21 protein-coding genes are annotated in these 24,539 nt (G+C 61.5%); 11 read left to right on the top strand and 10 right to left on the bottom strand.

The genetic code is table 11. The features are described from left to right. Positions 1-12 precede the first annotated feature (12 nt). Positions 13-750, bottom strand: coding sequence for an alanyl-tRNA editing protein (locus ACIPSK_RS02215; RefSeq protein WP_162118427.1), 738 nt, complete (start codon positions 748-750; stop codon positions 13-15). Positions 751-756: 6 nt separating this feature from the next. After that, entirely contained in the window at positions 757-1,794 is a 1,038-nt protein-coding gene (locus ACIPSK_RS02220; protein ID WP_162118428.1) for a cysteine synthase A, read from the bottom strand. A 225-nt stretch (positions 1,795-2,019) separates the two neighbouring features. On the opposite strand from ACIPSK_RS02220, the gene ACIPSK_RS02225 reads away from it, so the two are divergent. Both ACIPSK_RS02225 and ACIPSK_RS02230 read left to right on the top strand, forming a co-directional pair. Continuing rightward, a complete protein-coding gene (locus ACIPSK_RS02225; protein WP_348642940.1) occupies positions 2,020-2,679 on the top strand; it encodes a ChrR family anti-sigma-E factor in 660 nt (219 codons plus the stop codon). Between the two features lie 98 nt (positions 2,680-2,777). Continuing rightward, positions 2,778-3,611, top strand: coding sequence for an SDR family NAD(P)-dependent oxidoreductase (locus ACIPSK_RS02230; protein ID WP_162118430.1), 834 nt, complete (start codon positions 2,778-2,780; stop codon positions 3,609-3,611). 136 nt (positions 3,612-3,747) lie between these two features. Here ACIPSK_RS02230 and ACIPSK_RS02235 read toward each other — a convergent pair whose 3' ends face one another. Further along, complete coding sequence (locus ACIPSK_RS02235) at positions 3,748-4,074, bottom strand: hypothetical protein (protein ID WP_017963997.1); 327 nt, start codon at positions 4,072-4,074, stop codon at positions 3,748-3,750. 204 nt (positions 4,075-4,278) lie between these two features. On the opposite strand from ACIPSK_RS02235, the gene ACIPSK_RS02240 reads away from it, so the two are divergent. Then, positions 4,279-4,596, top strand: a complete 318-nt coding sequence (locus ACIPSK_RS02240; protein ID WP_162118431.1) for a hypothetical protein — start codon at positions 4,279-4,281, stop codon at positions 4,594-4,596. A gap of 116 nt (positions 4,597-4,712) precedes the next feature. Next, positions 4,713-5,390 (top strand): HAD family hydrolase, encoded by a 678-nt coding sequence (locus tag ACIPSK_RS02245; RefSeq protein WP_162118432.1) that lies wholly within the window; start codon positions 4,713-4,715, stop codon positions 5,388-5,390. A 37-nt stretch (positions 5,391-5,427) separates the two neighbouring features. Here ACIPSK_RS02245 and ACIPSK_RS02250 read toward each other — a convergent pair whose 3' ends face one another. The 7 genes from ACIPSK_RS02250 to ACIPSK_RS02280 all read right to left on the bottom strand — a co-directional run bounded on the left by ACIPSK_RS02250 (position 5,428) and on the right by ACIPSK_RS02280 (position 15,650). Further along, complete coding sequence (locus ACIPSK_RS02250; RefSeq protein WP_162118433.1) at positions 5,428-8,085, bottom strand: nitrate reductase; 2,658 nt, start codon at positions 8,083-8,085, stop codon at positions 5,428-5,430. After that, on the bottom strand, positions 8,086-8,436 hold the full coding sequence (gene nirD, locus ACIPSK_RS02255; RefSeq protein WP_026154121.1) for a nitrite reductase small subunit NirD: 351 nt from the start codon (positions 8,434-8,436) through the stop codon (positions 8,086-8,088). Positions 8,437-8,440: 4 nt separating this feature from the next. Beyond that, entirely contained in the window at positions 8,441-10,891 is a 2,451-nt protein-coding gene (gene nirB / locus ACIPSK_RS02260) for a nitrite reductase large subunit NirB (protein WP_162118434.1), read from the bottom strand. A gap of 17 nt (positions 10,892-10,908) precedes the next feature. Further along, a complete protein-coding gene (locus ACIPSK_RS02265) occupies positions 10,909-12,177 on the bottom strand; it encodes an MFS transporter (RefSeq protein WP_162118435.1) in 1,269 nt (422 codons plus the stop codon). A gap of 480 nt (positions 12,178-12,657) precedes the next feature. Continuing rightward, the gene (locus tag ACIPSK_RS02270; RefSeq protein ID WP_170258151.1) at positions 12,658-13,938 is read right to left on the bottom strand and encodes a CmpA/NrtA family ABC transporter substrate-binding protein; all 1,281 of its coding nucleotides are present in this window, start codon (positions 13,936-13,938) and stop codon (positions 12,658-12,660) included. 34 nt (positions 13,939-13,972) lie between these two features. Continuing rightward, positions 13,973-14,560 carry an ANTAR domain-containing response regulator gene (locus ACIPSK_RS02275; RefSeq protein WP_162118469.1) on the bottom strand — a complete coding sequence of 196 codons (588 nt, stop codon included), beginning with the start codon at positions 14,558-14,560 and terminating at the stop codon, positions 13,973-13,975. 85 nt (positions 14,561-14,645) lie between these two features. Further along, entirely contained in the window at positions 14,646-15,650 is a 1,005-nt protein-coding gene (locus ACIPSK_RS02280; RefSeq protein WP_162118436.1) for a LacI family DNA-binding transcriptional regulator, read from the bottom strand. Between the two features lie 225 nt (positions 15,651-15,875). Between ACIPSK_RS02280 and ACIPSK_RS02285 the strand changes: the two genes are divergently transcribed. From ACIPSK_RS02285 to ACIPSK_RS02315, 7 genes are all read left to right on the top strand, one after another. Beyond that, the gene (locus ACIPSK_RS02285) at positions 15,876-17,015 is read left to right on the top strand and encodes a sugar ABC transporter substrate-binding protein (protein ID WP_162118437.1); all 1,140 of its coding nucleotides are present in this window, start codon (positions 15,876-15,878) and stop codon (positions 17,013-17,015) included. Positions 17,016-17,092: 77 nt separating this feature from the next. Beyond that, positions 17,093-18,631, top strand: coding sequence for a sugar ABC transporter ATP-binding protein (locus ACIPSK_RS02290; protein WP_162118438.1), 1,539 nt, complete (start codon positions 17,093-17,095; stop codon positions 18,629-18,631). After that, a complete protein-coding gene (locus tag ACIPSK_RS02295) occupies positions 18,628-19,623 on the top strand; it encodes an ABC transporter permease (RefSeq protein ID WP_162118439.1) in 996 nt (331 codons plus the stop codon). Before ACIPSK_RS02290 ends, ACIPSK_RS02295 begins: the two co-directional genes overlap by 4 nt. Beyond that, the gene (locus ACIPSK_RS02300; protein WP_162118440.1) at positions 19,620-20,603 is read left to right on the top strand and encodes an ABC transporter permease; all 984 of its coding nucleotides are present in this window, start codon (positions 19,620-19,622) and stop codon (positions 20,601-20,603) included. Before ACIPSK_RS02295 ends, ACIPSK_RS02300 begins: the two co-directional genes overlap by 4 nt. A 118-nt stretch (positions 20,604-20,721) precedes the next feature. Next, positions 20,722-22,554, top strand: coding sequence for a TRAP transporter large permease subunit (locus tag ACIPSK_RS02305; protein WP_162118441.1), 1,833 nt, complete (start codon positions 20,722-20,724; stop codon positions 22,552-22,554). Positions 22,555-22,567: 13 nt separating this feature from the next. Beyond that, the gene (locus ACIPSK_RS02310; protein ID WP_162118442.1) at positions 22,568-23,566 is read left to right on the top strand and encodes a TRAP transporter substrate-binding protein; all 999 of its coding nucleotides are present in this window, start codon (positions 22,568-22,570) and stop codon (positions 23,564-23,566) included. Positions 23,567-23,857: 291 nt separating this feature from the next. Continuing rightward, a complete protein-coding gene (locus ACIPSK_RS02315; RefSeq protein WP_017964008.1) occupies positions 23,858-24,517 on the top strand; it encodes a peroxiredoxin in 660 nt (219 codons plus the stop codon). Positions 24,518-24,539: the final 22 nt, after the last annotated feature.

Below are 24,539 nucleotides of genomic sequence, written 5' to 3' on the forward strand. Positions count from 1 at the left end.
CTCCCTTGATGGTCAGGCTTCGTCGCCGGGCGTGCCGAAGCGGATGCGGAAGCGCCGGTTCTCTTTGCCCTTCTTCTCGATTTTGGCGATATGGATCTGGCCGACTTCCTGAGTCTCGGAAACATGTGTGCCGCCGCAGGGTTGGCTGTCAATCGAGGAGTTCTCGCCGATGCAGACGAGGCTGACGCGCCCAAGGCCCATCGGCGGGCGCACGTTCTTCGATTTGACGATGTCGGGATTGGCCACGAGCTCCTCGTCGGTGATCCATTGCAGAGTGACCGGATGGTTCTGCTCGACCAGTTCCATCAGCTTGGCCGTCACCGCGTCCTTGTCGATCGTCTCGATCATGTCGAAGTCGACGCGGCTTTCCTCCTCGCCGACAGCAGCCCCGGTGATCGGATAGGAGCAGACGACGGAAAGCAGGTGGCAGGCCGTGTGCATGCGCATCAGCCTGTAGCGGCGCGGCCAGTCGACGTGCAGCACCAGCGTCTCGCCGACCACAGGCCGCGGCTCTTTTTCGAGCGGCACATGGATGATGACATCTTTGCTTGGACCATGCTTCGTCTGGCCAAGCGCGATCTTGGTGCCGTCGGCCCGTTCGAGCAGGCCGGTGTCGCCAGGTTGGCCGCCCGATGTTGCATAGAAGCAGGTCTGGTCCAGTTCGATGCCCCCGTCTTCGTGAACGGCGGTGACGATCGCCTCGCACGTCGAGAGATAGAAGTCGTCGCGGTAGAGGGCATTGACGGGCATGGGGTCTCACACGGGCTCGTAGGGAACGTGGATATCGGGCGACTTGGCCATCCAGCCCGGAACGGGCAGTCCCTTCGACGCCAGGAAATCAGGGTTAAAGAGTTTTGACTGATAGCGATTGCCGTAATCGCAGAGGATCGTCACCACCGTGTGACCAGGTCCGAGATCCCGGGCGAGATTGACCGCGCCGGCAATGTTGATCGCTGTCGAGCCGCCGAGGCAGAGGCCCTCGTTCTCGACGAGGTCGAAGAGATAGGGAAGCGCTTCGGCATCCGGGATCCGGTAGGCATAGTCAGGCGTGAAACCCTCGAGATTGGCGGTGATGCGACCCTGGCCGATGCCCTCGGTGATCGAGGATCCCTCGGATTTCAGCGTGCCGTTCTGGTAGAATTCATAGAGTGCGGCGCCGTCGGGATCGGCGATGCCGATTTTGACGTCTGCCTTGAAAGCCTTGAGGCCGGCAGCCACTCCGGCCAGCGTGCCGCCGGAGCCGACGGAGCAGATGAAGCCGTCGACCTTGCCGTCGGTGTCTTTCCAGATTTCTCTGGCGGTCGTTTCGACATGCGCCTGACGGTTGGCGACGTTGTCGAACTGGTTTGCCCAGATCGCCCCGTTCGGCTCGGTCTTCGCCAGCTGCTCTGCCAGCCGCCCGGATACCTTCACGTAGTTGTTCGGGTTCTTGTAGGGAACGGCGGGCACTTCGACGAGTTCTGCGCCGAGCAGCTTCAGGGCGTCTTTCTTTTCCTGGCTCTGCGTTTCCGGGATGACGATGACGGTGCGATAACCGAGCGCCTTGGCGACCAGCGTCAGCCCGATGCCGGTATTGCCGGCCGTACCCTCGACGATGACGCCGCCCGGGCGAAGCAATCCCTTCCGCTCTGCGTCCCGAATGATGTAGAGCGCGGCGCGATCCTTTACCGACTGGCCGGGGTTCAGGAACTCCGCCTTGCCGAGAATGGTGCAGCCGGTCATCTCTGAGGCGCCCTTGAGTTTGATCAGGGGCGTGTTGCCGATGGCTTCGAGGACGGAAGGGTGGAAGGTCATGGAATCTGCCTCTATTCGAACTCTTACTTTAGGAACGGTCTTTTCCCTTCACAAGGCTGAGTTGGCAAGAAATGCTATTCCACGCCTCTGGCGGACACGATAAAATTTGCTTTCCTCCCCCGAAATGACGCACAGCCCGCAATCCCGTCGTGTGAGGGGTGATCCGAAGATTGACTTTCCCCGTACGGATGACGACAAAGCGAAAACGGAGCGCGGCAACAGGGCGTGACCGAAACCGACATGGTTCACGAGCAAATCGACACGATTGATGCATTGATGGCGCATTATGTTGCCGGCTCCTTGCCCGAGCCGGCGCGTGTGCTGGTCCAGGCTCATCTCGAAATGAAACCGGACAATCGCAGCCTGGTGAACAGCCTCGAGCTGCTGGCAGGCGAAGCTCTGAAAAACGCGCCCGAAGCCGCCATTGCCGATCGCGAGGGGCGGCTTGCGGCCATCTTTTCCTCTGCGTCTTCCATCCCGGCGCCACGGACGGCCGCGCGACCGGAAAACGCGCTGTTTCCGCAAGCGTTGCGCGCCCTCTTGGGTTTCGAGGCCGAGGATGTGCCCTGGCGCCGGCGGTTGCCCGGTTTTAAGGAATATTCGCTCGACATGGACGGCTGCGAGGTCAGCCTGATGTGGATCCGGCCTGGCCGCGCCTTGCCGGCGCACACCCATAAAGGCATGGAACTGATCCTCATTCTCGACGGCGCCTTCAACGATGAACGCGGCCATTTCGGTCCCGGCGACATCTCCATCGCCGACGAGATGGTCGACCACCGGCCGATTGCCGAAAAGGACAGGCCGTGCATCGCCTTTGCGGTCTCGGACGGACCGGTCAAGCTCACCGGATCCTTTCGTCAGATGATCGGCGACCTGATCGGCTGAAAGCAGCCACAATGATGTGATAGAGCCGTAAATCCGGAGGGGTTGAGGAACTTCCGGACCTGTTTTCGCATTGATCAGGCAGCCCGGAGGAACATGTCATGCGTGATTTCATTGCCCATCCCGAACATGGAATCGTCTGGCTTTCGGGCGCAAGTTCAGGCATCGGCAGGGCGCTTGCGTTAAAGCTCGCCGGCGAAGGATACAAAGTCGCCGTCACCGCCAGAAGCCACGAAAAGCTGGTCGAACTGCAAGCCGAGGCCAATGGCCTTTCGGGCAGTATCATTGTGCTCGACGGCGACGTCACCGATGCCGAGGACATGGAACATGTCATGGCCTCGATCGAATACGAGCACGGCACGCTCGCCATGGCGATCCTCAATGCCGACGTCTACCTGCCTGTTCATGCCGAGGATCTGAACCGCGCCGATTTCGAGAAGAGCTTTGCCGTCAACCTCTCCGGCGTCGTCAACTGCCTGCTGCCGGCGATCCGCCATATGAAGGCGAAAGGGCAGGGACAGATCGCCATCGTTTCCTCCGTCACCGGCTATGGCGGCTTGCCGACGGGGGCCGCCTATGGCGCGACCAAGGCGGCGCTGATCAACATGGCCGAAAGCCTGAAATTCGATCTCGACAAGATGGGCATCCGCATCCAGCTCGTCAGTCCGGGCTTCATCGATACGCCGGCGACGCGTAAAAATGCCTTTCCGATGCCGGCTCTGGTATCGGTGGAGGAGGCCGCCCGGGAGATTGCCGCCGGGTTGAAATCTCAGGCCTTCGAGATCACGTTTCCGAAGCGCTTCACCACCATGCTCAAGCTCGCACGCCTGCTCCCCTATGGCGCTTATTTCACGCTGGTGAACCGCGTGACCGGCTGGCGGGAGCGGCCGCCATTGGCGGGTCACCATCCGGTGACACCGCATGCGGCGGAATGATCAACGGCGCGAGAATACGACCTGGCGCACATCGACATTGCGGGCACGGAGGCCGGCCTCGTTTCCTCCGGCGGGTGTCGGCGACATGAAAAAGGCCGGCGTGAACCGGCCTTTTCTGAGAGCAGCAGTCTGTCGCTTAGTTGTCGTATTCGCGGCAGGCTTCGCTGATCGATGCGCCGCTCTGGCCGCCGCGCGTGTCGACACCGGACATCTGTTGCGGCATGCCGGGGCATTCCATCGTCTGCGGTCGTCCAATGCTCTGTGTCGTCATTGGATCGACCGGCGAGACAGGTACCGGACGAAAGCCGTTGTCATCGTTGGTGTAGTCGGATGAATAGGTACCCGATCTCGGATCGGTCGAGCCGCCATTCGTCGGCCCGATTGGATCGGGGTTCGACTGGGCAAAGGCTGACGACGCCATGCCGATCGCAAGCAGCGAAACGGCGATAAGGGACTTAGACATGGGATATCCTCCTTGGATTTTCATCTTGGATGACCCAGGGGTAACTGCCTGATGGAATCATTGTTCCGAAAAAACCTGCATTCAAGCCTCGCGGCATACCAGCATGGTTATGCGTAAACCTTAACGGGCGATGTCGCTGGATCGGCGCCAGCGCATGTCTTACTTGCATGCGGAGATACTAAAAAACCGTGGCATGAGGCCGCTATGTTCATCTCCTTTCGCGAAGCCGCAGAACTCGGTTTCCAGATCGTACTTGCACTCACCTTGACGATGAGTGGCATTGTGGTCTCCTCCTACGCCGTCAGGAATGACAAGGCTAAAATTTCAGCGATCGACGTCAGCCGTCCCTCGCTCTGGACTGCGGCTCCGATGCGCGTCGATCCGGCTACGCAGGCCTACCTGCGCGCCGATGCTTCGGCCGCACTGGAACTCGCCGGTGGTGCCGATGACCTGTGCAACGACCCGATCGGCCTCCGGCTTTCCTGCGACTTGATCGTCACCTCCGGTACTGCGGCTTTCTAGGCAAAGGCGATCGGGAGGCGTCATCGCCATTCCCGAAAGCTTGCAAAACCCAATGATTTGCCGTCTCATCGCGATAGCGACCACCATCCGACTCTTTCCCTGAAGGATTCAGCCTTTTGCCTATGCCGATGCCCCGCGGCTTCGAGAAGCCCTATGCCGCCTTCCTGTTCGATATGGACGGCACTATCCTCAATTCTATCCTTGCAGCCGAGCGCGTTTGGAGCGACTGGGCAAGGCGTCATGGGCTCGACGTCGCCACTTTTTTGCCGAAGATGCATGGATCGCGCGGCATTGACACGATCGCCCGGCTGAACCTGCCGGGAGTTGATCCCGAACATGAATCGAAGCTGGTGACCGAGGCCGAAATCGCCGATGTCAGCGACGTCGTGGCCATTCCCGGCGCCGCGACGTTCCTGAGCTCGCTGCCCCCGGATCGCTGGGCGATCGTCACCTCCTCGCCGTTGCGCCTTGCTCGCCGGCGGCTGGAGGCGGCAGGCCTGCCGGTGCCGAGATTCATGGTAACGGCGGAGGACGTGAAGGTCGGAAAACCCGACCCGCAATGTTATATTCTGGGCGCCGAGCGCCTCGGCGTCAGCACGCAGGATTGCCTGGTGTTCGAGGATGTCGCAGCCGGCATCACCGCGGGCGAGGCGGCGGGTGCCGATGTTATGGTTATCACGGCAACACATCACCAAAAAATAAAGACGCCGCACCCGACCCTCTCATCCTATGACGAGATCTCGGTCCGCATCTCCTCCGATCACAGGATGCTGATCGTCCCGAACGCGGCCTGAAGGTGCCCCGATCGCGTCCTGCTTGCTTTTGCGCGGTTCACTCCGCGGCTGCGGCAAGACAGCGATCGATGACGCTGCCGATTTCGCTGCGGCAGGAGCCGCAATTGGTTCCAGCGCTGGTTTCCTTGCCGACCGCCTCGACGCTGTGACATCCGCCGCGCACGGCAGCAGCGATCTGGTTGACCCCGACACTGAAGCAGGAGCAGACGGTGGCGCCTGGATCCGGCCTGCCTGCGCCGGGGCGACCCGCAACGAGCGCAAAGCGCTTCCTGAGGTCGCCATGCGAGGCGGAGAGCTGCGAGATCGCCCAGTTGCGCGCGACGGCGACGGGCTGGCGTGCCAGAAATAGCGCCGCAAGCAGGACCTCGCCATCGAAGAAGGCGAGCCTGAGGTCGCCGGATTGCCGGTCGGCATAACCAAGCGGTTCGATCTCGGCCGGAATGGCGAAAACCGCGCGGCACCAGGCCGTCCAGTCTTCGACGTTTTCGCCGAAGGCAAGCTCCAGCCGCCAGCCGCCGGCGGCTTTTGCCAGCGCCCAGTAGGCGGCGTCAGGTGTGGCAGGTTTTGTGGCGGAGACGGCGAAACCGTAATGGGTGGCGCGAAACGGCCGGACGGCGACGGCAACGTTCTTCGACGCCGGTTGACCGGAAATCGGGTCCGTTACCGGCGCGACCACGGCGTCGATCCGTGCTCTTGCGGCGAACTGGTCGTTCCAGTGCATCGGCGCAAAGATGCCGCCGCGGGCCTGGCGATCGGTGACTAGCGCCCTGACGATTACCTTGCCGTGTGGGCTGTCGATCTCGACGAGGCCCGCACTTGATATACCGGTCTCGATCGCGTCGCGCGGATGGATTTCGGCAAAGGGTTCGGCGATATGGGCGGAAAGCCGCGCGCTCTTTCCGGTTCGCGTCATCGTGTGCCACTGGTCGCGGATGCGCCCAGTATTCAGCGTAAAGGGGTACTCGGCATTGGTGCGATCCGTTGCGGGCGGTTTGACCGCGACGAAGCGCGCCTTGCGATCGGGGTGGAAGAAACCACCTTCGGCGAAGAAGCGGGTGATGCTTGGTTCTGTCCCTGCCGCCTGTGGCCACTGAAAGGGCGACAGTTCGTCATAGGCGCCGCCGCTCATGCCGGCGCGCGCGCCGATGTCGAAATCGCGGTTGCCGTTATTTTCGAAGGCGGAAAGCGCGGCGTGTTCGTCGAAGATTGCGGCCGGCGCATCAAAATCGAAGGCCTCGGCAAATCCCATGCGGCGTCCGACTTCCGCAAGCTGCCACCAGTCGGCCCTTGCATCGCCGGGGATGTCGAGAAACGGTCGTTGCCTTGAAATGCGCCGTTCGGAATTGGTGACGGTGCCGTCCTTCTCGCCCCAGCCCAGTGAGGGCAGAAGCACATCTGCGTGCCGGGTCGTATCCGTCTCTTTCAGGATGTCGGAGACGACGACGAAGGGACAGGCGGCGATCGCGCTTTCGACGCTGTCGGCATCCGGCATCGAGACGACGGGATTGGTCGCCATGATCCAGAGCGCCTTGATGCGTCCGTCGGCCACGGCTTGGAACATGTCGACCGCCTTCTGGCCGGGCTTCGCGGCGATGACGGGCGAGTTCCAGAAGCGCTGCACGCGATCCCGGTCTTCGGCATTCTCGATCGCCATATGGGCGGCAAGCATATTGGCAAGACCGCCGACCTCGCGCCCGCCCATGGCGTTCGGCTGGCCGGTCAGCGAAAACGGTCCCATGCCGGGGCGGCCGATGCGGCCGGTCGCCAGGTGGCAGTTGAGGATGGCATTGACCTTGTCGGTGCCGGAGGAGGATTGGTTGACGCCCTGGCTGTAGCAGGTCACGACCTTCGGCGTCGTCTCGAACAGGCGGAAGAACTCCCTGATCTGCATAGCCGGCAGGCCGGTCCGTTCCAGAAGATCGTTGATGTCAAGCGCGGCGGCGGCCGCAAAAGCATCGCCGAAACCTTCGGTATGGGCGCCGATATAATTCTGGTCGATTGCCGGACTGGTCGCGAGATGGGCAAGCAGTCCCATGAACAGCGCGACGTCGCCATCAGGACGGATGGCGAGATGCAGGTCGGCGATGTCGCAGGTCATCGTCCGGCGCGGATCGATGACGACGATCCGCATGTTTGGGCGCGCTGTCTTTGCGGCGGCAAGCCGCTGGTAGATGACAGGATGACACCAGGCGAGGTTGGAGCCGGTCAGGACCACCAGATCCGCAAGTTCGATATCCTCATAGGTCCCGGGCACCGTATCGGCGCCAAAGGCGCGGCGATGCCCCGCCACGGAAGACGACATGCAGAGCCTTGAATTGGTGTCGATATTGCCGGAGCCGATGAAGCCCTTCATCAGCTTGTTGGCGACATAGTAATCCTCGGTCAGCAACTGGCCGGAGACGTAGAAGGCAACGGCGTCAGGCCCGTGTTCGGCGATCGTTTCAGAAAAACGGCGGGCGACCAGATCAAGCGCCTCGTCCCAGCCGCTCCGTTCGCCTTCGATTTCGGGATGGAGAAGCCGGCCATCGAGATCGATGGTTTCGGCAAGGGCTGAACCCTTCGAGCAGAGTCGGCCGAAATTCGACGGATGCTCCGGATCTCCTTTGACGCTGACTGCGCCTGCCTCGTCGACCGAGGCGAGAACGCCGCAGCCGACACCGCAATAGGGACAGGTGGTCTTGACCTCAACCGCCATCTATTCCGCCGCCATCATCAGGCTTTCCACGGCGATGAACAGCCTGCCGTCTTCGTTCAGCACCGGTATCGTCCGGACTTCGCCTTCGTCGGCGCCGAGCGCTTTGCCGGTTTCCAGTGAGATCACCCAGTTGTGCAGCGGGCAGGTAACTGACTTGGCATGGACGATGCCCTGGGAGAGCGGGCCGCCCTTGTGCGGGCAATGATCCTCGATGGCGAAGACCTCGTTTTCGGCCGTGCGGAAGACGGCGATCTTGCCCTGCGGCGTCTTCACGCAGCGCGCCCCGCGCAGCGGGATGTCGGAGATGTCACCGATTGGATGCCAGTTTTCATTGGGCCAGTTCATGTCCATCTCCTTATTCTGCAGCCTGGGGATAGCCGATTGTCGCCATCGGCTTGAACTCATGCTTGTCCTTGCCGGAAACACGCTCCGACCAGGGATCGACCTGGGCAAATTTCTGGGAGAAGACGAAGCGGTCGTAATAGGCTTTGCGCTTTTCGGCATCGCCCATGATCTGGCGGCGAATTTCTTCCAGGCCGATGCGCTTTGCCCATTTGTAGATGCGCTCGAGATAACGGGCCTGCTCGCGATACATCTGCGTCAGGGCCACGATATGCTCCAGCGCCTCGTCCTCGGTTCGGACAAGCCCAAGGACCTCCGTGCCCTTGATGTCGAGACCGGCCGCGCCGGCGAAATGGATCTCGAAGCCGGAATCCACGCAGATCACGCCGATGTCCTTGCAGGTTGCTTCCGCGCAGTTGCGCGGGCAGCCGGAGACGGCCATCTTCAACTTGGCCGGCGTCCAGGAGCCCCACATGAACCTTTCGATCCGGATACCGAGGCCGGTGGAATCCTGCGTGCCGAATCGACACCAGTCGGAGCCGACGCAGGTCTTCACGGTGCGCAGGCCCTTGGCATAAGCCTGGCCGGAGACGAAACCGGCCTTGCCGAGATCGGCCCAGACGGCGGGCAGGTCTTCCTTCTCGATGCCGAGCAGGTCGATACGCTGGCCGCCGGTAACCTTCACCATTGGGATCTCGAACTTGTCGACGACATCGGCGATGGCGCGCAGCTCGTTCGAATTGGTGACGCCGCCCCACATGCGTGGAACGACGGAGTAGGTACCGTCCTTCTGGATGTTGGCGTGCACGCGCTCATTGATGAACCGCGACTGGTAGTCGTCGGCATATTCATCCGGCCAGTCGCAGACGAGGTAATAGTTGAGCGCCGGCCGACATTTGGCGCAGCCGCAGGAGGTCTTCCACTCGAGCTCCTGCATGACGGCAGGGATGCTTTTCAGGCCCTTGGCCTTGATCAGCCGGCGAACGTCGTCATGACCGAGTTCGGTGCAGGTGCACATCGGCTGGACCGCAGCCGGATTGTAGCTGTCGCCGAGCGTCAGCGCCATGAGTTGTTCGACGAGGCCGGTGCAGGAGCCGCAGGAGGCGGATGCCTTCGTGTGGGCGCGCACGTCGTCGAGCGACGTCAACCCCTTGCCTGAAATCGTCGAGGTAATTTTGCCCTTGCATACGCCGTTGCAGCCACAAATCTCCGCGTCATCCGGCAAGGCTGCAACGGCCGCCATAGGGTCCAGCGGCGACCCTCCCTGATAGGCCTGTCCGAAGATCAGCGTCTCGCGCATCTCCGAAATATCGGTTGCCTTCTTTTTCAGGTCATTGAACCAGGCGCCGTCGGCGGTCTCGCCGTAAAGCACAGTGCCGATGATCTTGTTGTCTTTCAGCACCAAGCGCTTGTAGACGCCGGCGCTGGCATCGCGCAGCACGATCTCCTCGCGGTCGTCGCCGTCGGCGAAATCGCCGAGTGAATAAAGCTCGATGCCGGTGACCTTGAGCTTGGTCGGCGTATCCGCATGAACGAAGGAAGGCGAGCGATCGCCGGAGAGATGCGAGGCGGCGATACGGGCCATTTCATAGAGCGGCGCAACAAGGCCATAGACCATGCCGCCGACTTCGGCGCACTCGCCGAGTGCAAGAATATCGCCATCCGAGGTCTGCATGCCGGAATCGACGACGATGCCGCGGTTGACGGCAAGGCCGGCGTCTTTCGCCAGACCGACGCTGGGGCGAATGCCGACGGCCATCACGACCAGCGTTGCCGGGATGATGCGGCCGTCGTCAAGTTCGATGCCCTCGACCTTGCCATTCCCGACGATCGCCTTGGTATTGGCCTTGCAGATGACCTTGATGCCGCGCTCCTCGACTGCCTTCTGCAGCAGATAGCCGGCGGCGGGGTCGAGCTGGCGCTCCATCAGTGTCGGCATGACATGCAGCACGGTGACGTCCATGCCGCGCTGGGCAAGGCCGGCCGCTGCTTCGAGGCCAAGCAGGCCGCCGCCGATGACGACAGCCTTTTCGCGCGACTGAGCGGCAAGCAGCATCGCCTGCACGTCGTCGAGATCGCGATAGGTGATGACGCCGGGCAGATCCTTGCCGGGAACGGGAATGATGAAGGGCACGGAACCGGTTGCGATCACCAGCTTGTCGTAGCTTTCGGTGACGCCGTGGTCGGAGGTCACGGTCTTTGCGGCGCGATCGATGTTGACGATCTTGTGGCCCTTGTAGAGCATGATGCCATGCTTGATGTACCAGCCGTCGCCGTGAATGATGATCTGCTCGTAGTCCTTTTCTCCTGAGAGAACCGGCGACAGCATGATGCGGTCGTAATTGACGCGCGGCTCGGCATTGAAGATCGTAACTTCATAGCGACCCGGCGCCTGCTCGAAGAGGTGCTCCAGCATGCGCCCGGGCGCCATGCCATTGCCGATGATGACAAGTTTTTCGGTCATATTTCCAGGTCCTTGGATCAGGTTGCAGCCACGGGCGCCGAGTGCCCTTGGCGCGACAGTTGCTTGACGGACAGGTGCATCCAGATGAGAGAGATCACAACGATTGCAAAGAGCAGCAGGAAACAGCTGGACCAAAGGCCGGTCATGTCCTTGAGGAGGCCAAAGGCGATCGGAAGGATGAAGCCGCCAAGACCGCCCATCATCCCGACGATGCCGCCGACGGCGCCGACGTTTTCGGGGTAGTAGGCCGGAATGTGCTTGTAGACGGCAGCCTTGCCGAGGCTCATGAAGAATCCGAGCACGAAGATGACGACGATGAAGATGACGGGGGTGATGCCGAACGCGGGACTCGTCCCGGTCCCAGAAGCAGCCGGCAGCGAAAGAATGAGGGTGGCGACGGCCGACACGGCAAGCATCGTGTACATCACACTGCGGGCGCCTTTCTTGTCCGACAGTACGCCGCCGAAGGCGCGGAAGATGCTGCCCGGGATGGAGTAGGCGGCCGCGATCATGCCGGCAGTTTCCAGGTTGAAGCCATAGACGCCGACCAGGTAGCGCGGCAGCCACAGCGACAGGGCGACGAAGCCTCCGAAGGCGAAGAAATAGTAGAGCGAAAAGCGCCAGACCTGAACGTTCTGCAGCGGCGCGAATTCCTCGGCAAAACTCTTGGTGGCGGCGCGGCGTTCGCGGCGGAGACGGTAGGCCGGATCATCGGTCGTGGTGAACCAGAAGACGATTGCCATCAGTGCCAGACAGACGGCCCAGATCTCGGCAACCGCCTGCCAGCCCCATGCGAGCAACACGAAGGGGGCGGCGAATTTGGTCACAGCCGCGCCGACATTGCCGGCACCGAAGATGCCGAGCGCGGTTCCCTGCTTTTCCGCCGGGAAGAAAGGCGAGACATAGGCGACACCGACCGCAAAGGAGCCGCCGGCGAGGCCGACGCCGAGCCCGGCGATCAACATTTGGGTATAAGTCTGGGCGTAGGAGAGCAGGAAGGTCGCCAATGCGGCGGCCAGCATGGTGAGCGTGTAAACGAGACGGCCGCCGTAGCGCCCGGTCCAGATGCCAAGAACGATGCGCACGAGCGAACCGGTAAGGACGGGGGTGCCGACCAGCAATCCGAACTCGGCCTCGTTCAGCCCGAGATCCTGCTTGATGCGAATGCCGATGATCGCGAAGATCGTCCACACGGCAAAACAGAGGGTGAAGGCTACAGTGGAGATCCACAATGCCTTGGCTGGTTCGCCGGCCGACATGGGTTGTGCTTTCTCGATGACAGACATAACTTCTCCGGGGCCCGACAAGGTCGTGCCGATCCATCGCTGAGGGTTAAAACAAAAAGCCGCTGGTCAGGACGCGCATACACGAGGTGCGCGAAATATCCTGATCAGCGGCTTTGCTGGTGGCGCCCGCCGTTGGACGCCGAATATGTGGCCTTCTGGCCCATTTGCCTGGACGCAATCCTTAGGCCAGATTGCTCAGATTAAAACCTACCTCTTCAATCTGAAGAGTAATCTCTGTGTCTTCCGTGAGCGTCTATTGCCCACTCTTGCTGCGCTGATCGCCATTGACCGATGCAATAATGGCGATGCAAACTGCGTGCCAGTTTGGTGTCCATCATGCAAGCCACTGAATATAAATGACGTTTTATGAAATACGTCGGCTGCTTGTTTTTCGGGCCGCCGCCCAGCCATGCAAATAATTTGTGCGCTTGTCGTGAGGCGGGCAGATGCGTGCTGGCGTTTTGTGCAGGCCGGCATCGGTTAGACCTCGTCGTTACAAACGAAGGGGAGAGCGCTTTTGACGGCAAAACCTGCGACATAGTCCGGCAGCCTCGCGGGGTCGAAGACGTGGCCGTCCATGAAACGGTCGCCCTCGTCACCGCCTTCGATGCGGATATCGGCATCTTCGGGTGCGTTGTCGTCACCGAGAGCCGTGCGATAGAGATCCGGGCGGTAGGCGGATGCTGCGGCCCTTGCCATGTTAAGGCTGACCTCGGCCTGTCCCCAGCGGATCATCTGGCTGTAAATCCACAGCGCATGGCTTGGCCGGGGATAATTGGCGAAGCCGGAATGGAACATGAAATAATCGGTGATGATGCGGCGGTTGCCTTTTGCGTCGAGGCTGAATTCGCCGGCGAGTACACGGCGAATGATCTCGACGGGGGCAGCGATATAGCGCGGGTCGGCAAGAGCTGCTGCCAGCGCGTCGTGATTTTCCGGCCGGTCGCACCAGCGGGCTGCCGCGTCGAGTGCCACGATCAGCCGGGAAATGGTTTCCGGATGGCTTTCCGCCCAGTCCGGCCGCATGCCGATTACCTTTTCCGGCGCCGACGGCCAGATGTCCTGCTTGGCGGCGACGATGCGGCCGACGCCGCGCTCCGAAGCGACCATGTTCCACGGCGCGCCGACGCAGAAACCGTCGATCGCACCGGCTGCCAGAGCATCCGAAGTCATGGGCGGCGGCACCACGACAAGCTTGACGTCCTTGTCGGGATCGATGCCGCCGGCTGCCAGCCAGTAGCGGAATTCGTAATTGTGCGAGGAGAAGGGATAGGTGACCCCGAAAGTCGGCAGCGGCTCGCCGCGCGCCCTCATTGCCGCCAATGTTTTTGCCAGGGCGCGGGCATTGTCGAGCGCGCTTGCCGTTTCCTGCAATCCCGCGTCATCCCGCATCCTGTCGAAGAGCCGCGTCGACAGCGTAATCGCATTGCCGCCGCGCCCCAGCGAAAACGGCGTGATCGTCGGCGAGGGATTGGAGCCGAGACCGAGCATGGAGGCCACCGGCATCGGCGACAGCATGTGGGCAATGTCGAACTGGCGGAATGCCAGGCGGTCGCGCACATTCGCCCAGGAGACGTCCTTGACGAGATCGAGCGTCAGGCCTTCCTTCCGCGCGAAGCCGAATTCCGCCGCCGCAATCAGCACCGATGCATCGACGAGCGGAATGAAACCGGCCCGCAGTACTTTCGGCCCTTCGTTGTTCACCCGCACGGGCGAGGGCATGTCGCCGCCGGAGTTGGAGGTCGTTGTCATCATATCCACTCCGGTTTCCTCCGGAAATTCATCAGGTCGGCCATTACATCAACAGCCCCGCGGCAGTGACGACGCTCTGGGCGATTTCCGACATCTTCTTCTTTTCGTTCATCGCTGTCTGGCGCAGCAGGGCGAAAGCCTCTTCCTCCGACAGGCCGCGCATCTTCATCAATATGCCCTTGGCGCGCTCGATGAGCTTGCGTTCCTCGAGCGCGGAGCGGGCATCGGCAAGCTCCCGCCGTAGGCGGTTGAAGGCATTGAAGCGGCTGACGGCCATGTCGAGGATTGGTTTGACGCGTTCCTTCTTCAATCCGTCGACGATATAGGCCGAGACCCCGGCATCGACAGCTGCCTCGATCGAGGCTGTGTCGGAGCGATCGACGAACATGGCGATCGGGCGGCTGACCGTGCGCGTCAGCTGGAACAGATGCTCCATCATGTCGCGGTTGGGATTCTCGATATCGATGATGATCACGTCGGGCATCAGCGTTTCGATGATTCGCGCGATGCCATTGACCTCATGGACCACGGTGACGCGCGTATGCCCTGCCTCGCGCAGTCCTTCTTCGATGATGGAGGCGCGAATGGCATTTTCGTCGATCACCAGAATTGTCAGATCGAGATGCGTCATTGTTCTATTCATGACGCACTGCAGCAATTTTGGCAAGCGCGCCAGCCTGATAAGTGTGCAAAAACTAAGTATGCACAATATATGATCAGATCGCCGTGCTTTCGCGCGGAATCAAGGCAAAGCCGAGGTCGATCTGCTCGGACCTCGATACCACGGAGGAATTCAACGCGGCAAGCACCCTTTCGGCCGCGAGTTTTCCGGTTTCGAAACGCCTAGTCGCGATCGAGGAGAGGGAGGGTGCGGCGCAGGCGGCGAATTCCAGGTCGTGAAATCCGATGATCGAGATGTCATCGGGCACACGGATGCCGCGTTTGCGGCATTCCTGCATGGCACCGAGCGCCAGATTGTCGTCAGTGCAGAAGATCGCCTCTGGCACGTCGCCACGTTCATGCGTCATGGCGAAGAGGTCGGAGCCGAGTGCCACGTAGCTATGGCGTGGCCTCTCGGCGATGATCTCCAGATTCAGCAGTTCCGCCTCCTGCATCGCCAGCCGGTAGCCGTCGAAACGCGACTGGGCGCGGTGGTCGAGATTGCCGGTCAGGAAGGCGATCCGGCGGAAACCCCGTTCGATCAGGTGCTGCGTCGCCGTCTGCCCGGCATGCTCCTGCGACATGCCGATGTTGAGGTCGATCGGGTTTGGAGAAAGCTCGAAGGTCTCGACAACGGGCAGACGAGCCTTGGCGAGAAGCTGACGCGAGAGCGGCGTGTGATGAGTGCCGGCGATGATGATCGCCTCCACCCTTTGCCCGAGTAATGCCTTGATGGCGTTTTCCTCCTCGATCTCGGAATAGCGGCTGTTGACGACGATCACCTGGAAGCCGGCGGCGACCAGCACCTCGTGAAGCGCAAACAGATATTCCGCGAAGATAACGTTGTAGAGGGTCGGAACGATGACGCCGATCGCATGCGTGCGCGAGGAGGCGAGGCGGCTCGCGGCAATATTCGGCACATAGCCGAGTTCCTTGACGGCGGCATCGACGCGCAGCCGCAGGCCTGGCGAGACCGCATCGGGCTTGCGCAGCACCCTCGAAACCGTGATCGGGCTGACCCCGGCAAGATTTGCCACGTCATCAAGTGTTATCCGCCGCATGCAAGTCCCGCCATTCGTCCCAGAATATTGATTGTCATATTCTTTAAAAATAGAGAATATTTGCTCATTGCTGTAGTTGACAGCGCTAGAAGATACAATTTGACAGCGCTGTCAACTATGTTAACCTAAAATTGTACCGGAAAGGGACGGGTGGAGCCTTCCGGGACCAAGTGCAAATCAAAGCATAGGAGAGGCGGCTCGGTCCGCCTGAGGAGGAGAACATTCATGTTTAAGGTGAAAGAAGCCAAATTGGCTCGCATTGCCGCGTTTTCCGTGTCCGCGCTTGCCCTGCTCTGCGGCGCGGCCAGCGCGGAACCGAAGGTCGTGTCCGGCCCGGCCGCCGAGCCCGGCTGCATGGTGCCTTGGGCCGCCGACACGCAGTTCCTGCAATATCCAAAGAAGGACGGCCCCTATCGCATCGCGCTTGCCAACGGTTACATCGCCAATACCTGGCGAATCCAGATGGTGCAGACAGCCAAGGCCTACGCCGCCCAGCCCGACGTCGCAGCCAAGCTGAAGGAGTTCAAGGTCGTCTCGACAGGCGAGGATGTGCCGGCGCAGATTTCCGCCATCAACAACTTCATCGATGCCGGTTATGATGCCATCGTAGTCAATGCGCAGAACCCGACAGCTTTCGGGCCGGTGATCAAGCGCGCCAAGGAGGCCGGTGTCATTCTCGTCGCCTTCGACAACATCCTCGATACCAAGGACGCGATCAACGTCAACGTCGACCAGAAGGGTCTCGGCGTCCTCTGGGCCGACTGGCTGGTGAAACATCTGCCGAGCGGGGGCAAGGTGCTGGAAGTGCGTGGCGTCGCCGGTACGTCGGTCGATACGGATCGCCACAACGGCATCCACGAAACCCTGGACGCCTCGGGCAAGAAGTTCACGGTAACCGAGGTCGTCGGAAAATGGGACGACGGTGTTGCCCAGAAGGCGACGGCTGACGCGATCGCCACCAACGGCCCGTTCGATGGCATCACTGCGCAGGGCGGCGATACCGGCGTCGTGCAGGCGATGATCGATGCCAAACATCCCTTCGTGCCCTTCGGCGGTGAGACGGAAAATGGCTTCCGCAAATTCTGCGCTGCCCATGCCGCCGACGGCCTGAAGTGCTCGTCCGCCGGCACTGGCCCGGCCCAGGTCGCCGTCGCCATCAAGACGGCGATCGCAGCACTCGAGGGTCAGGTCGTGCCGCAGGCCGTCAAGCTGCCGACCGCGATTGTTTCGGATCCTGATTTCAAGGAAGGTGAGGATTACTATCCCACCCAGTCCGACAACTTCTTCGTAGGCAATTCCTTCCCCACCTGCGGAATCAATTTCAGCGCTCAGGAAATCATGGGGCAGTCCAAAGAGAACCAATAGCAGCCGTCCTCCGGATCTGATTGCGGGTGTTTGCACCCGCAATCTCGAAGGTGATACACCGAATGGAGGCTGGACGCATGACCTTGTCCGAACCGCTTTTCCGCACGGAAGGCATATCGAAACGCTATGGCGGTGCTGTCGCGCTTAAGGATGCTGATATCGCCATCCGGCCGGGAGCGATCCATGCCGTCCTTGGCGAGAACGGCGCCGGCAAATCGACGCTGATCAAGATCATGGCGGGTGTCGTGGCGCCAGATGAAGGACGCATGCTGCTCGACGGCAAGGAGATCGCCTTCGCCTCGCCGGCCGCCGCCAATGCGGCGGGCATCGTCTGCGTCTTCCAGGAGCTTTCGCTGATCCCCGACCTCTCCGTCGCCGACAACATCGTCATCAGCAATCCGCCGCTGAGATTCGGCATGATAGACCGGCGCCGGCAACGGCGGATCGCCGAGGAAGCGCTGGCGCGCGCCGGTGCCTCCGACATTCATCCGTCCGCCTTGGTCAAGGATCTACCCCTGTCCCGGCGGCAGATGGTCGAGATTGCCAAGGCGCTTGCCCGCAAGCCACGGCTGATGATCCTCGACGAGGCGACCTCGGCGCTGACGCAATCGGATGTCGAAAAGGTCTTTGCCGTGTTGAAGCGCCTGCGCGCCGAGGGAATGGCGCTGATCTACATCTCCCACCGCATGCACGAAATTGCCCAGCTGGCGGATGAGTGCACGGTCTTCCGCAACGGCCGCAGCATCGAATCCTATCCGGCCAGCACGAAGACCGACCAGCAGGTGGTTGAACTGATGATCGGCCGCGAATACAGCAATGTCTTTCCGCCGAAGCCGGCCCGCCGCGGAGAGCAAAAACCGGTCCTTTCCTGCCTCGACCTTTCCTGGGGTGACCGGCTTTCTGGCATCACATTCGATATCAGGCCCGGCGAGATCATCGGCGTCGGCGGGCTAGACGGGCAGGGGCAGCGCGAATTGCTGCTGGCCCTCTTCGGCGTGCTGCGCGACGTGAAGGGCGAAGTCGCGATCGACGGCAGGCCGGTGACGCTGAAAAGCCCCCGTGATGCCAAGTCCGGCGGCATATCCATGGCGCTGATCCCCGAGGACCGGAAGACCGAGGGGCTGATGCTGCCGATGACGGTGCGCGAGAACCTATCGATTGCAGCCCTCGACCGCGTCTCGCGCAACGGCGTCATCGATCGGGCGGCCGAACGACGCGAGATCGACGATCTGTTCAAGCTGTTGGCGATCAAGGCCGCGACGATCGACATGCCCGTTGCCGCACTATCCGGCGGTAACCAGCAGAAGGTGGTTATCGCCAAATGGTTGATGAACCGGCCGCGTATCATCCTGCTCAACGATCCGACGCGCGGCATCGACGTCGGCACCAAGCAGGAAATCTATCTGCTGCTGCACAAGCTTGCCGATGCGGGCGCGGCGATCATCTTCTATTCCACCGACTACGATGAACTGATCGGCTGCTGCGACCGCGTGCTCGTCATGTATGACGGCCGCATCATCCGCGAGCTCGAAGGCGCCGAGATCAACGAGCACGAACTGATCGGCGCAGCTCTCAACATCGCCGGCGACCACGTAGCGCAAAGGATTGCCCCATGAACAAGCATGCTTCCGGCGACCGGCGGTTCTGGTATGCGCAGCAGAAGGGAACGCTGTTTGCAGCACTCCTCTTCGTCGCCATGTTCGCCCTCTACGTCTCGAACCACCCGGCGGGCTTCACGCCTAACGTCGTGCAGACGGCTTCGAACAAGGCGACGCTGCTCGCCTTCGTCGCCATGGCGCAGTGCTTGGTCGTCATCACCGCCGGCATCGATCTCTCAGCCGGCATGGTTCTTGTGCTCTGCAATTGCCTTGCATCCTGGCTGGTCGTTGGCACGCCGTTACAAACTGGAGCGGGTGTCGTCGTCGTGCTGCTCGCCGGGCTCGGCTGCGGCATGCTGAACGGGCTCATCATCATCTTCGGCCGGCTGCAGCCTATCGTGGCGACGATCGCGACCAGCGCGATCTTCTACGGGCTGGCGCTCCTGCTGCGACCGACACCCGGCGGTTCTGTCAACGAGGATCTGGCCGATGCCTTTACCTCGAAACTCCTAGGAGTCGTTCCGGCAAGCCTCGTCGTGCTTCTCGCCGTGATTGTCGTCATCTGGGTGCCGTTCAGCCGCTCGGCGATCGGCAGGGCGGCCTATGCGGTGGGGTCGGCTGAGAACGCCGCCTATATGTCGGCAATGCCCGTCAAGCGGGCGAAATTGACGGCCTATGCGCTGGGCGGACTACTGTCGGCGATCGGCGGGCTTTATCTCACCTTTTTCTCCTATACCGGCGAAGCGGCGTTTGCGAGCGGCAACGCCTACACGCTCTATTCGATCGCGGCGGTGGTGCTCGGCGGCGTTTCCCTTGCGGGGGGCAAGGGAAGCGCCGTCGGCGCTGTCTTCGGAGCTTTGGCCTTTCGTACGATCGGCGACCTGCTCTTCGTCTTCGATTTCGATCCGCTTTGGCAGCCGCTGTTCCAGGGTGTGGTTTTGATGCTGGCGATCGGCATCGGCTGCATCGGTCTTTCCAGGGTCCGCAATCGATTGGAGTGGTTTCAATGAGCGAGGACGCATCCTCCATGCGGCAGCTTCGAATTCCCACGCGCCTGCGCGGCATCGATCCGGCGGTGGCGACCGCCTTCGGATGCATCATTCTGCTTCTGCTCGCCGGATCGATCTATTCGCCGAATTTCCTGTCGCCGGATTATCTGCTGCAGCAGCTGAAGGTGGCCTCGTTTCTCGGCGTCATCGCCACCGGCATGATGGCGGTCATCCTGCTCGGCCAGATCGACCTGTCCGTGCCTTGGGTGGTGACGTCAGGCGCGATGATGGCCTGCGCCGCGACCGCTTACGGCACGACCGGCTCGGTTCTGGCGATCCCTTTCGGCATTTTCTGCGGCGCTGCGATCGGTCTTGTCAACGGCCTGGCGGTCGCCTATCTCCGCATTCCCTCGATGATCATCACGCTGGCGACCAATGCCGTCGCGCAAGGACTGATGGTCGTCTACACCGGCGGCTTCTCCCCGCAAGATTCGGCCTCGCCGGCCATGCGGTTCCTGGCCACCGGCTACACCATTCCGGGACTTCCGAACGGCGTTCTCGTCTGGCTCTGCGTCGGCTTGGCTGCGGTCTTCATGTTGACGCGCACGACCTTCGGCCGATCCGTTTACGCCATCGGAAACCGCGAGCGCGCCGCTTACATGTCCGGTATCGACACCCGCCGGATCACGCTTCTGGCCTTCGTCATCTCAGGAGGGTTGAGCGCGCTCGGCGGCGTTCTGTTGGCAGGTTATGCGTCGAAGGCATCGCAGTCCATGGGCGACGCCTATCTGCTGCCGTCGATCGCGGCCGTCGTTCTCGGTGGCACGCATGTGCTCGGCGGCAAGGGTTCCTACCTCGGAACGGTTGCGGGCGTCATCCTGATCACGCTGCTGCAATCCATCCTCTCGGTGATGCAGATCGAGGAGGCCGGCCGCCAGCTCATCTACGGCGCCGTCATCATCGGCATGCTCCTGCTCTATGGCCGCCAGAAGCCGGCCTGATCGGCCGTTGTCGATACTTTCATCTTTTCCAGCATCCGCTGCTTGAGGAAACCTATCGTTTCGGCGAAAAGGAGCTGCCGCGGCTCGATGTCAGCAGGGAAGTCAGAAGGTACGTTTTGTGGCCACCAGCGAATTTCATCCGATCGAACGGACTGCTCTGGATGACGGACTTGCCGCGCGCGCCTTGAGGGTGGTCGAAGCGGTTCTCGGCATTGCGGCGGCACTCGTTCTCGCGGTGCTGCTCTTCATGGTGCTGGTCACCGTCTGCCTGCGTTATTTCTTCAGCGCCGGCTTCATCGGCGCCGAGGATCTCGGCATCTGGCTGCATGTGGGCCTGATCGCGCTCGGCGCGCCGCTTAGCCTCAACAGCGCGCTTGCCATGCGCCTCGACGTCTTCGTCAAGATGCTGCCGGAGAGCCTGCAGAAGGTCACGCCGATCGGCGCCGATGTGTTCACCGTGCTTTCGGCGCTGATCCTGAGCTTCGGCGGCAGCGAGATCATGACGATGCTTGGCGGCGTCTCGCCGACGCTCGGCGTACCGGAATGGATCCGCTTCGGTTTCCTCGGCGTCGGCGGCGCGCTGATCCTCGTCGTGCTGCTTCTGCAGCGCATCGCGGAAGGCAAGATCCTGGCGGTTTTTCTCTCGCTTGCCGTCGGCGTCGCGCTCTATGCCGGCATTCCGCATGTCGCGCTCGATCTCGACTGGCCGCCGAGCATTTTTCTCGGACTGATCGCCGCGGTCGGCCTCGTGCTTGCTGCGCCGCTGCCGCACGCCTTTCTTGCCGCAGCCTATGTCGTCATCGCCTTCGGCAGCAGCCTGCCTGAGCCGGCGATCGTTTCCGCGACCGTCACCGGCATCTCGAAGTTCCTGCTGCTCGCCATTCCCTTCTTCCTGCTCGCCGGTGGCCTGCTGACAGCCTCCGGAGTCGCCAACCAACTCGTGCGCTTCGCCGCCGCCATGGTCGGCCATCGCCGTGCCGGACTGGCGCAGACGACACTGCTCACCAGCGTCCTATTTTCCGGCGCCTCCGGCTCGTCGGTCGCAAATGCCGCTTTCGGCGCATCGACCTTCCAGCCCGAGCTGGTCAAGCACGGCTATCCCAAGGCGCAGGCAGCGGCGATCATTGCCTCGACATCGGTTCTCGACAATGTCATCCCGCCGTCGATCGCCTTTCTCATTCTTGCGACGGCCACCAATCTTTCGGTCGGCTCGCTGCTCGTCGGCGGCTTCTTTGCCGGCGGCCTGATGGCCATATGCCTGGCGGTCGCTATCCATCTGACCGTGCGTGAGCAGGTGCCTTTGCCGCGCGCAAATGCGAAACAGCGCTGGCAATCGGCGGTCCAGGCGATTCCGGCTTTCGGGCTCGGCGTCATCATTGTCGTTGGCATCCGCATCGGTATCGTCACCACCACCGAAGCCGCCGCTGTTGCTGCTTTCTACACGTTGCTACTCGGCATCGGTGCGCGGCTCGGCATTCTCTCGCTCTATGCCGCCTTTCGCCAGGCGGCCGTTGAAGCGGCGGCGATCGGTCTCCTCATCGGCACAGCCGGCCCCTTTGCCTTCCTGCTGGCGGTCGACGACGTGTCGGGGCTGATCTCGCATCTGACGACGGCGCTCGGCGGCAGCGCGCTAGCGGTCATCCTGCTGTCGAACGTCATCCTGCTGGTCGTTGGCCTGGTTCTCGACATCGGCGCCGCGATCCTGCTCTTCGGTCCGATCCTGCTGCCGGCAGCGGTTGCCGCCGGCATCGATCCCATTCAGTTCGGGGTGATCATCGTCGTCAACCTGATGATCCACGGACTGACGCCGCCGCTTGGCATGCTGATCTTCGTCGTCAGCGGCGTTACGCGCGTTCCCGCCTCGGAGCTCTTTCGGGCGGTGATTCCCTATCTGCTCGCTCTCCTGGTCTCGCTCGCAATCCTCTGCGTCTGGGCCATTATCTTCTCGTAAACAGGACAATCCCATGGACAATCTCACCCGACGCAATTTCCTGAAGACCACAGCTCTCGCCGGAACGGCGCTTACGGCACCCGTCTTCGTCCGCACGGCTGCCGCCCGCACGACGACGATCACGATCGCTTCGCTGCTCGGCGACGACAAGCCGGAAACGAAAATCTGGGTGAAGATCGGCGAATTGGTCGAAGCGAAGCTTCCCGGCCAGTTCAAGTTCAATATTGTCAGGAACGGTGCGCTCGGCGGCGAGAAGGAGGTGGCCGAAGGCGTGCGTCTCGGTTCCATCCAGGCCAGCCTTTCCACGGTCTCGTCGCTCTCCGGCTGGGCGCCCGAGCTGCAGATCCTCGATCTGCCCTTTCTCTTCCGCGATGCCGACCATGTCCGCAAAACCGTCGCCGGCGATGTCGGCGCCGATCTCAAGCAGAAACTGCAGGCGCAGAATTTCGTCGTCGGCGATTTCATCAATTACGGCGCCCGCCATCTCCTGACCAAGGAACCAGTGACGCGGCCAGAGCAGCTCAAGGGCAAGCGCATTCGTGTCATCCAGAGCCCGCTGCACACCAAGCTCTGGAGCGCATTCGGCACGACGCCGATCGGCATTCCGATCACCGAGACTTATAATGCGCTCGCAACTGGTGTCGCCGACGCGATGGATCTGACCAAATCGGCCTATGCCGGCTTCAAGCTCTACGAGGTCGTGCCAGACATGACCGAGACCGGCCACATCTGGGCGTCAGGCGTCATCTATTATGCCTCGACCTTCTGGGCCGGCCTTAACGACGAGCAGAAGGCGGTATTCCAGCAGGCTTCCAGCGAAGGGGCTGCCTATTTCAACCAGTTGATCGTCGACGACGAATCCAAATCCGTCGAGACGGCCCTTGGCCATGGCGGAAAGCTCTTGCAGCCGGAGGCCTTCGACGAATGGCAGAAGGGCGCGCAGGGCGTATGGGCCGACTTCGCGCCAATCGTCGGCGGCATCGACAAGATCAAATCCGTTCAGGCAGCCTGAGCCAAGGGCAGGCGGTTACTTCAGCAGGTTGACGGGAACCGATGGCAAAAAATCGGTCTTTTCACCGCGCCGGCCTTCCGGAAAAATAATGCCGGAGCAGGAGGCAAAATCGAAAGAGCATGCCTTCGGTTCTCGTGGTATATGGCTTAAAGAAATGCGACGAAAATCTTGGGATGGGAGGCTTTCTGTTCTCAGCCGTCACGACCCGGACTTTTGAATGATCCGGTAGGCGGCTCCCATGACGACGATCTGCATTAACGACATTCAACATCAGGCTTTGGAGGGCCGACCATGAGTTTACGTATCAACGACATTGCCCCCGATTTCACTGCCGACACCACACAGGGACCGATCAGCTTCCATGATTGGATCGGCAACGGCTGGGCCGTATTGTTCTCGCATCCAAAGAATTTCACGCCGGTTTGCACGACCGAACTCGGCGCCATGGCCGGCCTTGCAGGGGAGTTTTCCAAGCGCGGCGCCAAGATCATCGGCATCTCCGTCGATCCCGTGGAAAGCCATGCCAAGTGGAAGAACGACATCAAGACCGCCACCGGCTTCGACGTCGAATATCCTTTGATCGGTGACAAGGACCTCAAGGTCGCCAAGCTCTACGACATGCTGCCGGCCGGCGCCGGCGAGAGCTCGGAAGGCCGCACGCCTGCCGACAATGCGACGGTGCGTTCGGTCTTCATCATCGGTCCCGATAAGAAGATCAAGCTGATCCTGACCTATCCGATGACGACGGGCCGCAATTTCAATGAGATCCTGCGCGCCATCGATTCCATCCAGCTGACGGCCAAGCACCAGGTGGCGACACCGGCGAACTGGAACCAGGGCGAGGACGTCATCATCACCGCCGCGGTTTCCAACGAAGACGCGATCACGCGTTTCGGTTCCTTCGATACGGTTCTGCCCTATCTCAGAAAGACCAAGCAGCCGACGGCTTGACGACTGCTTTCAAGCCTTCCCC

This window comes from Rhizobium sp. LARHSG275, from assembly GCF_052871115.1.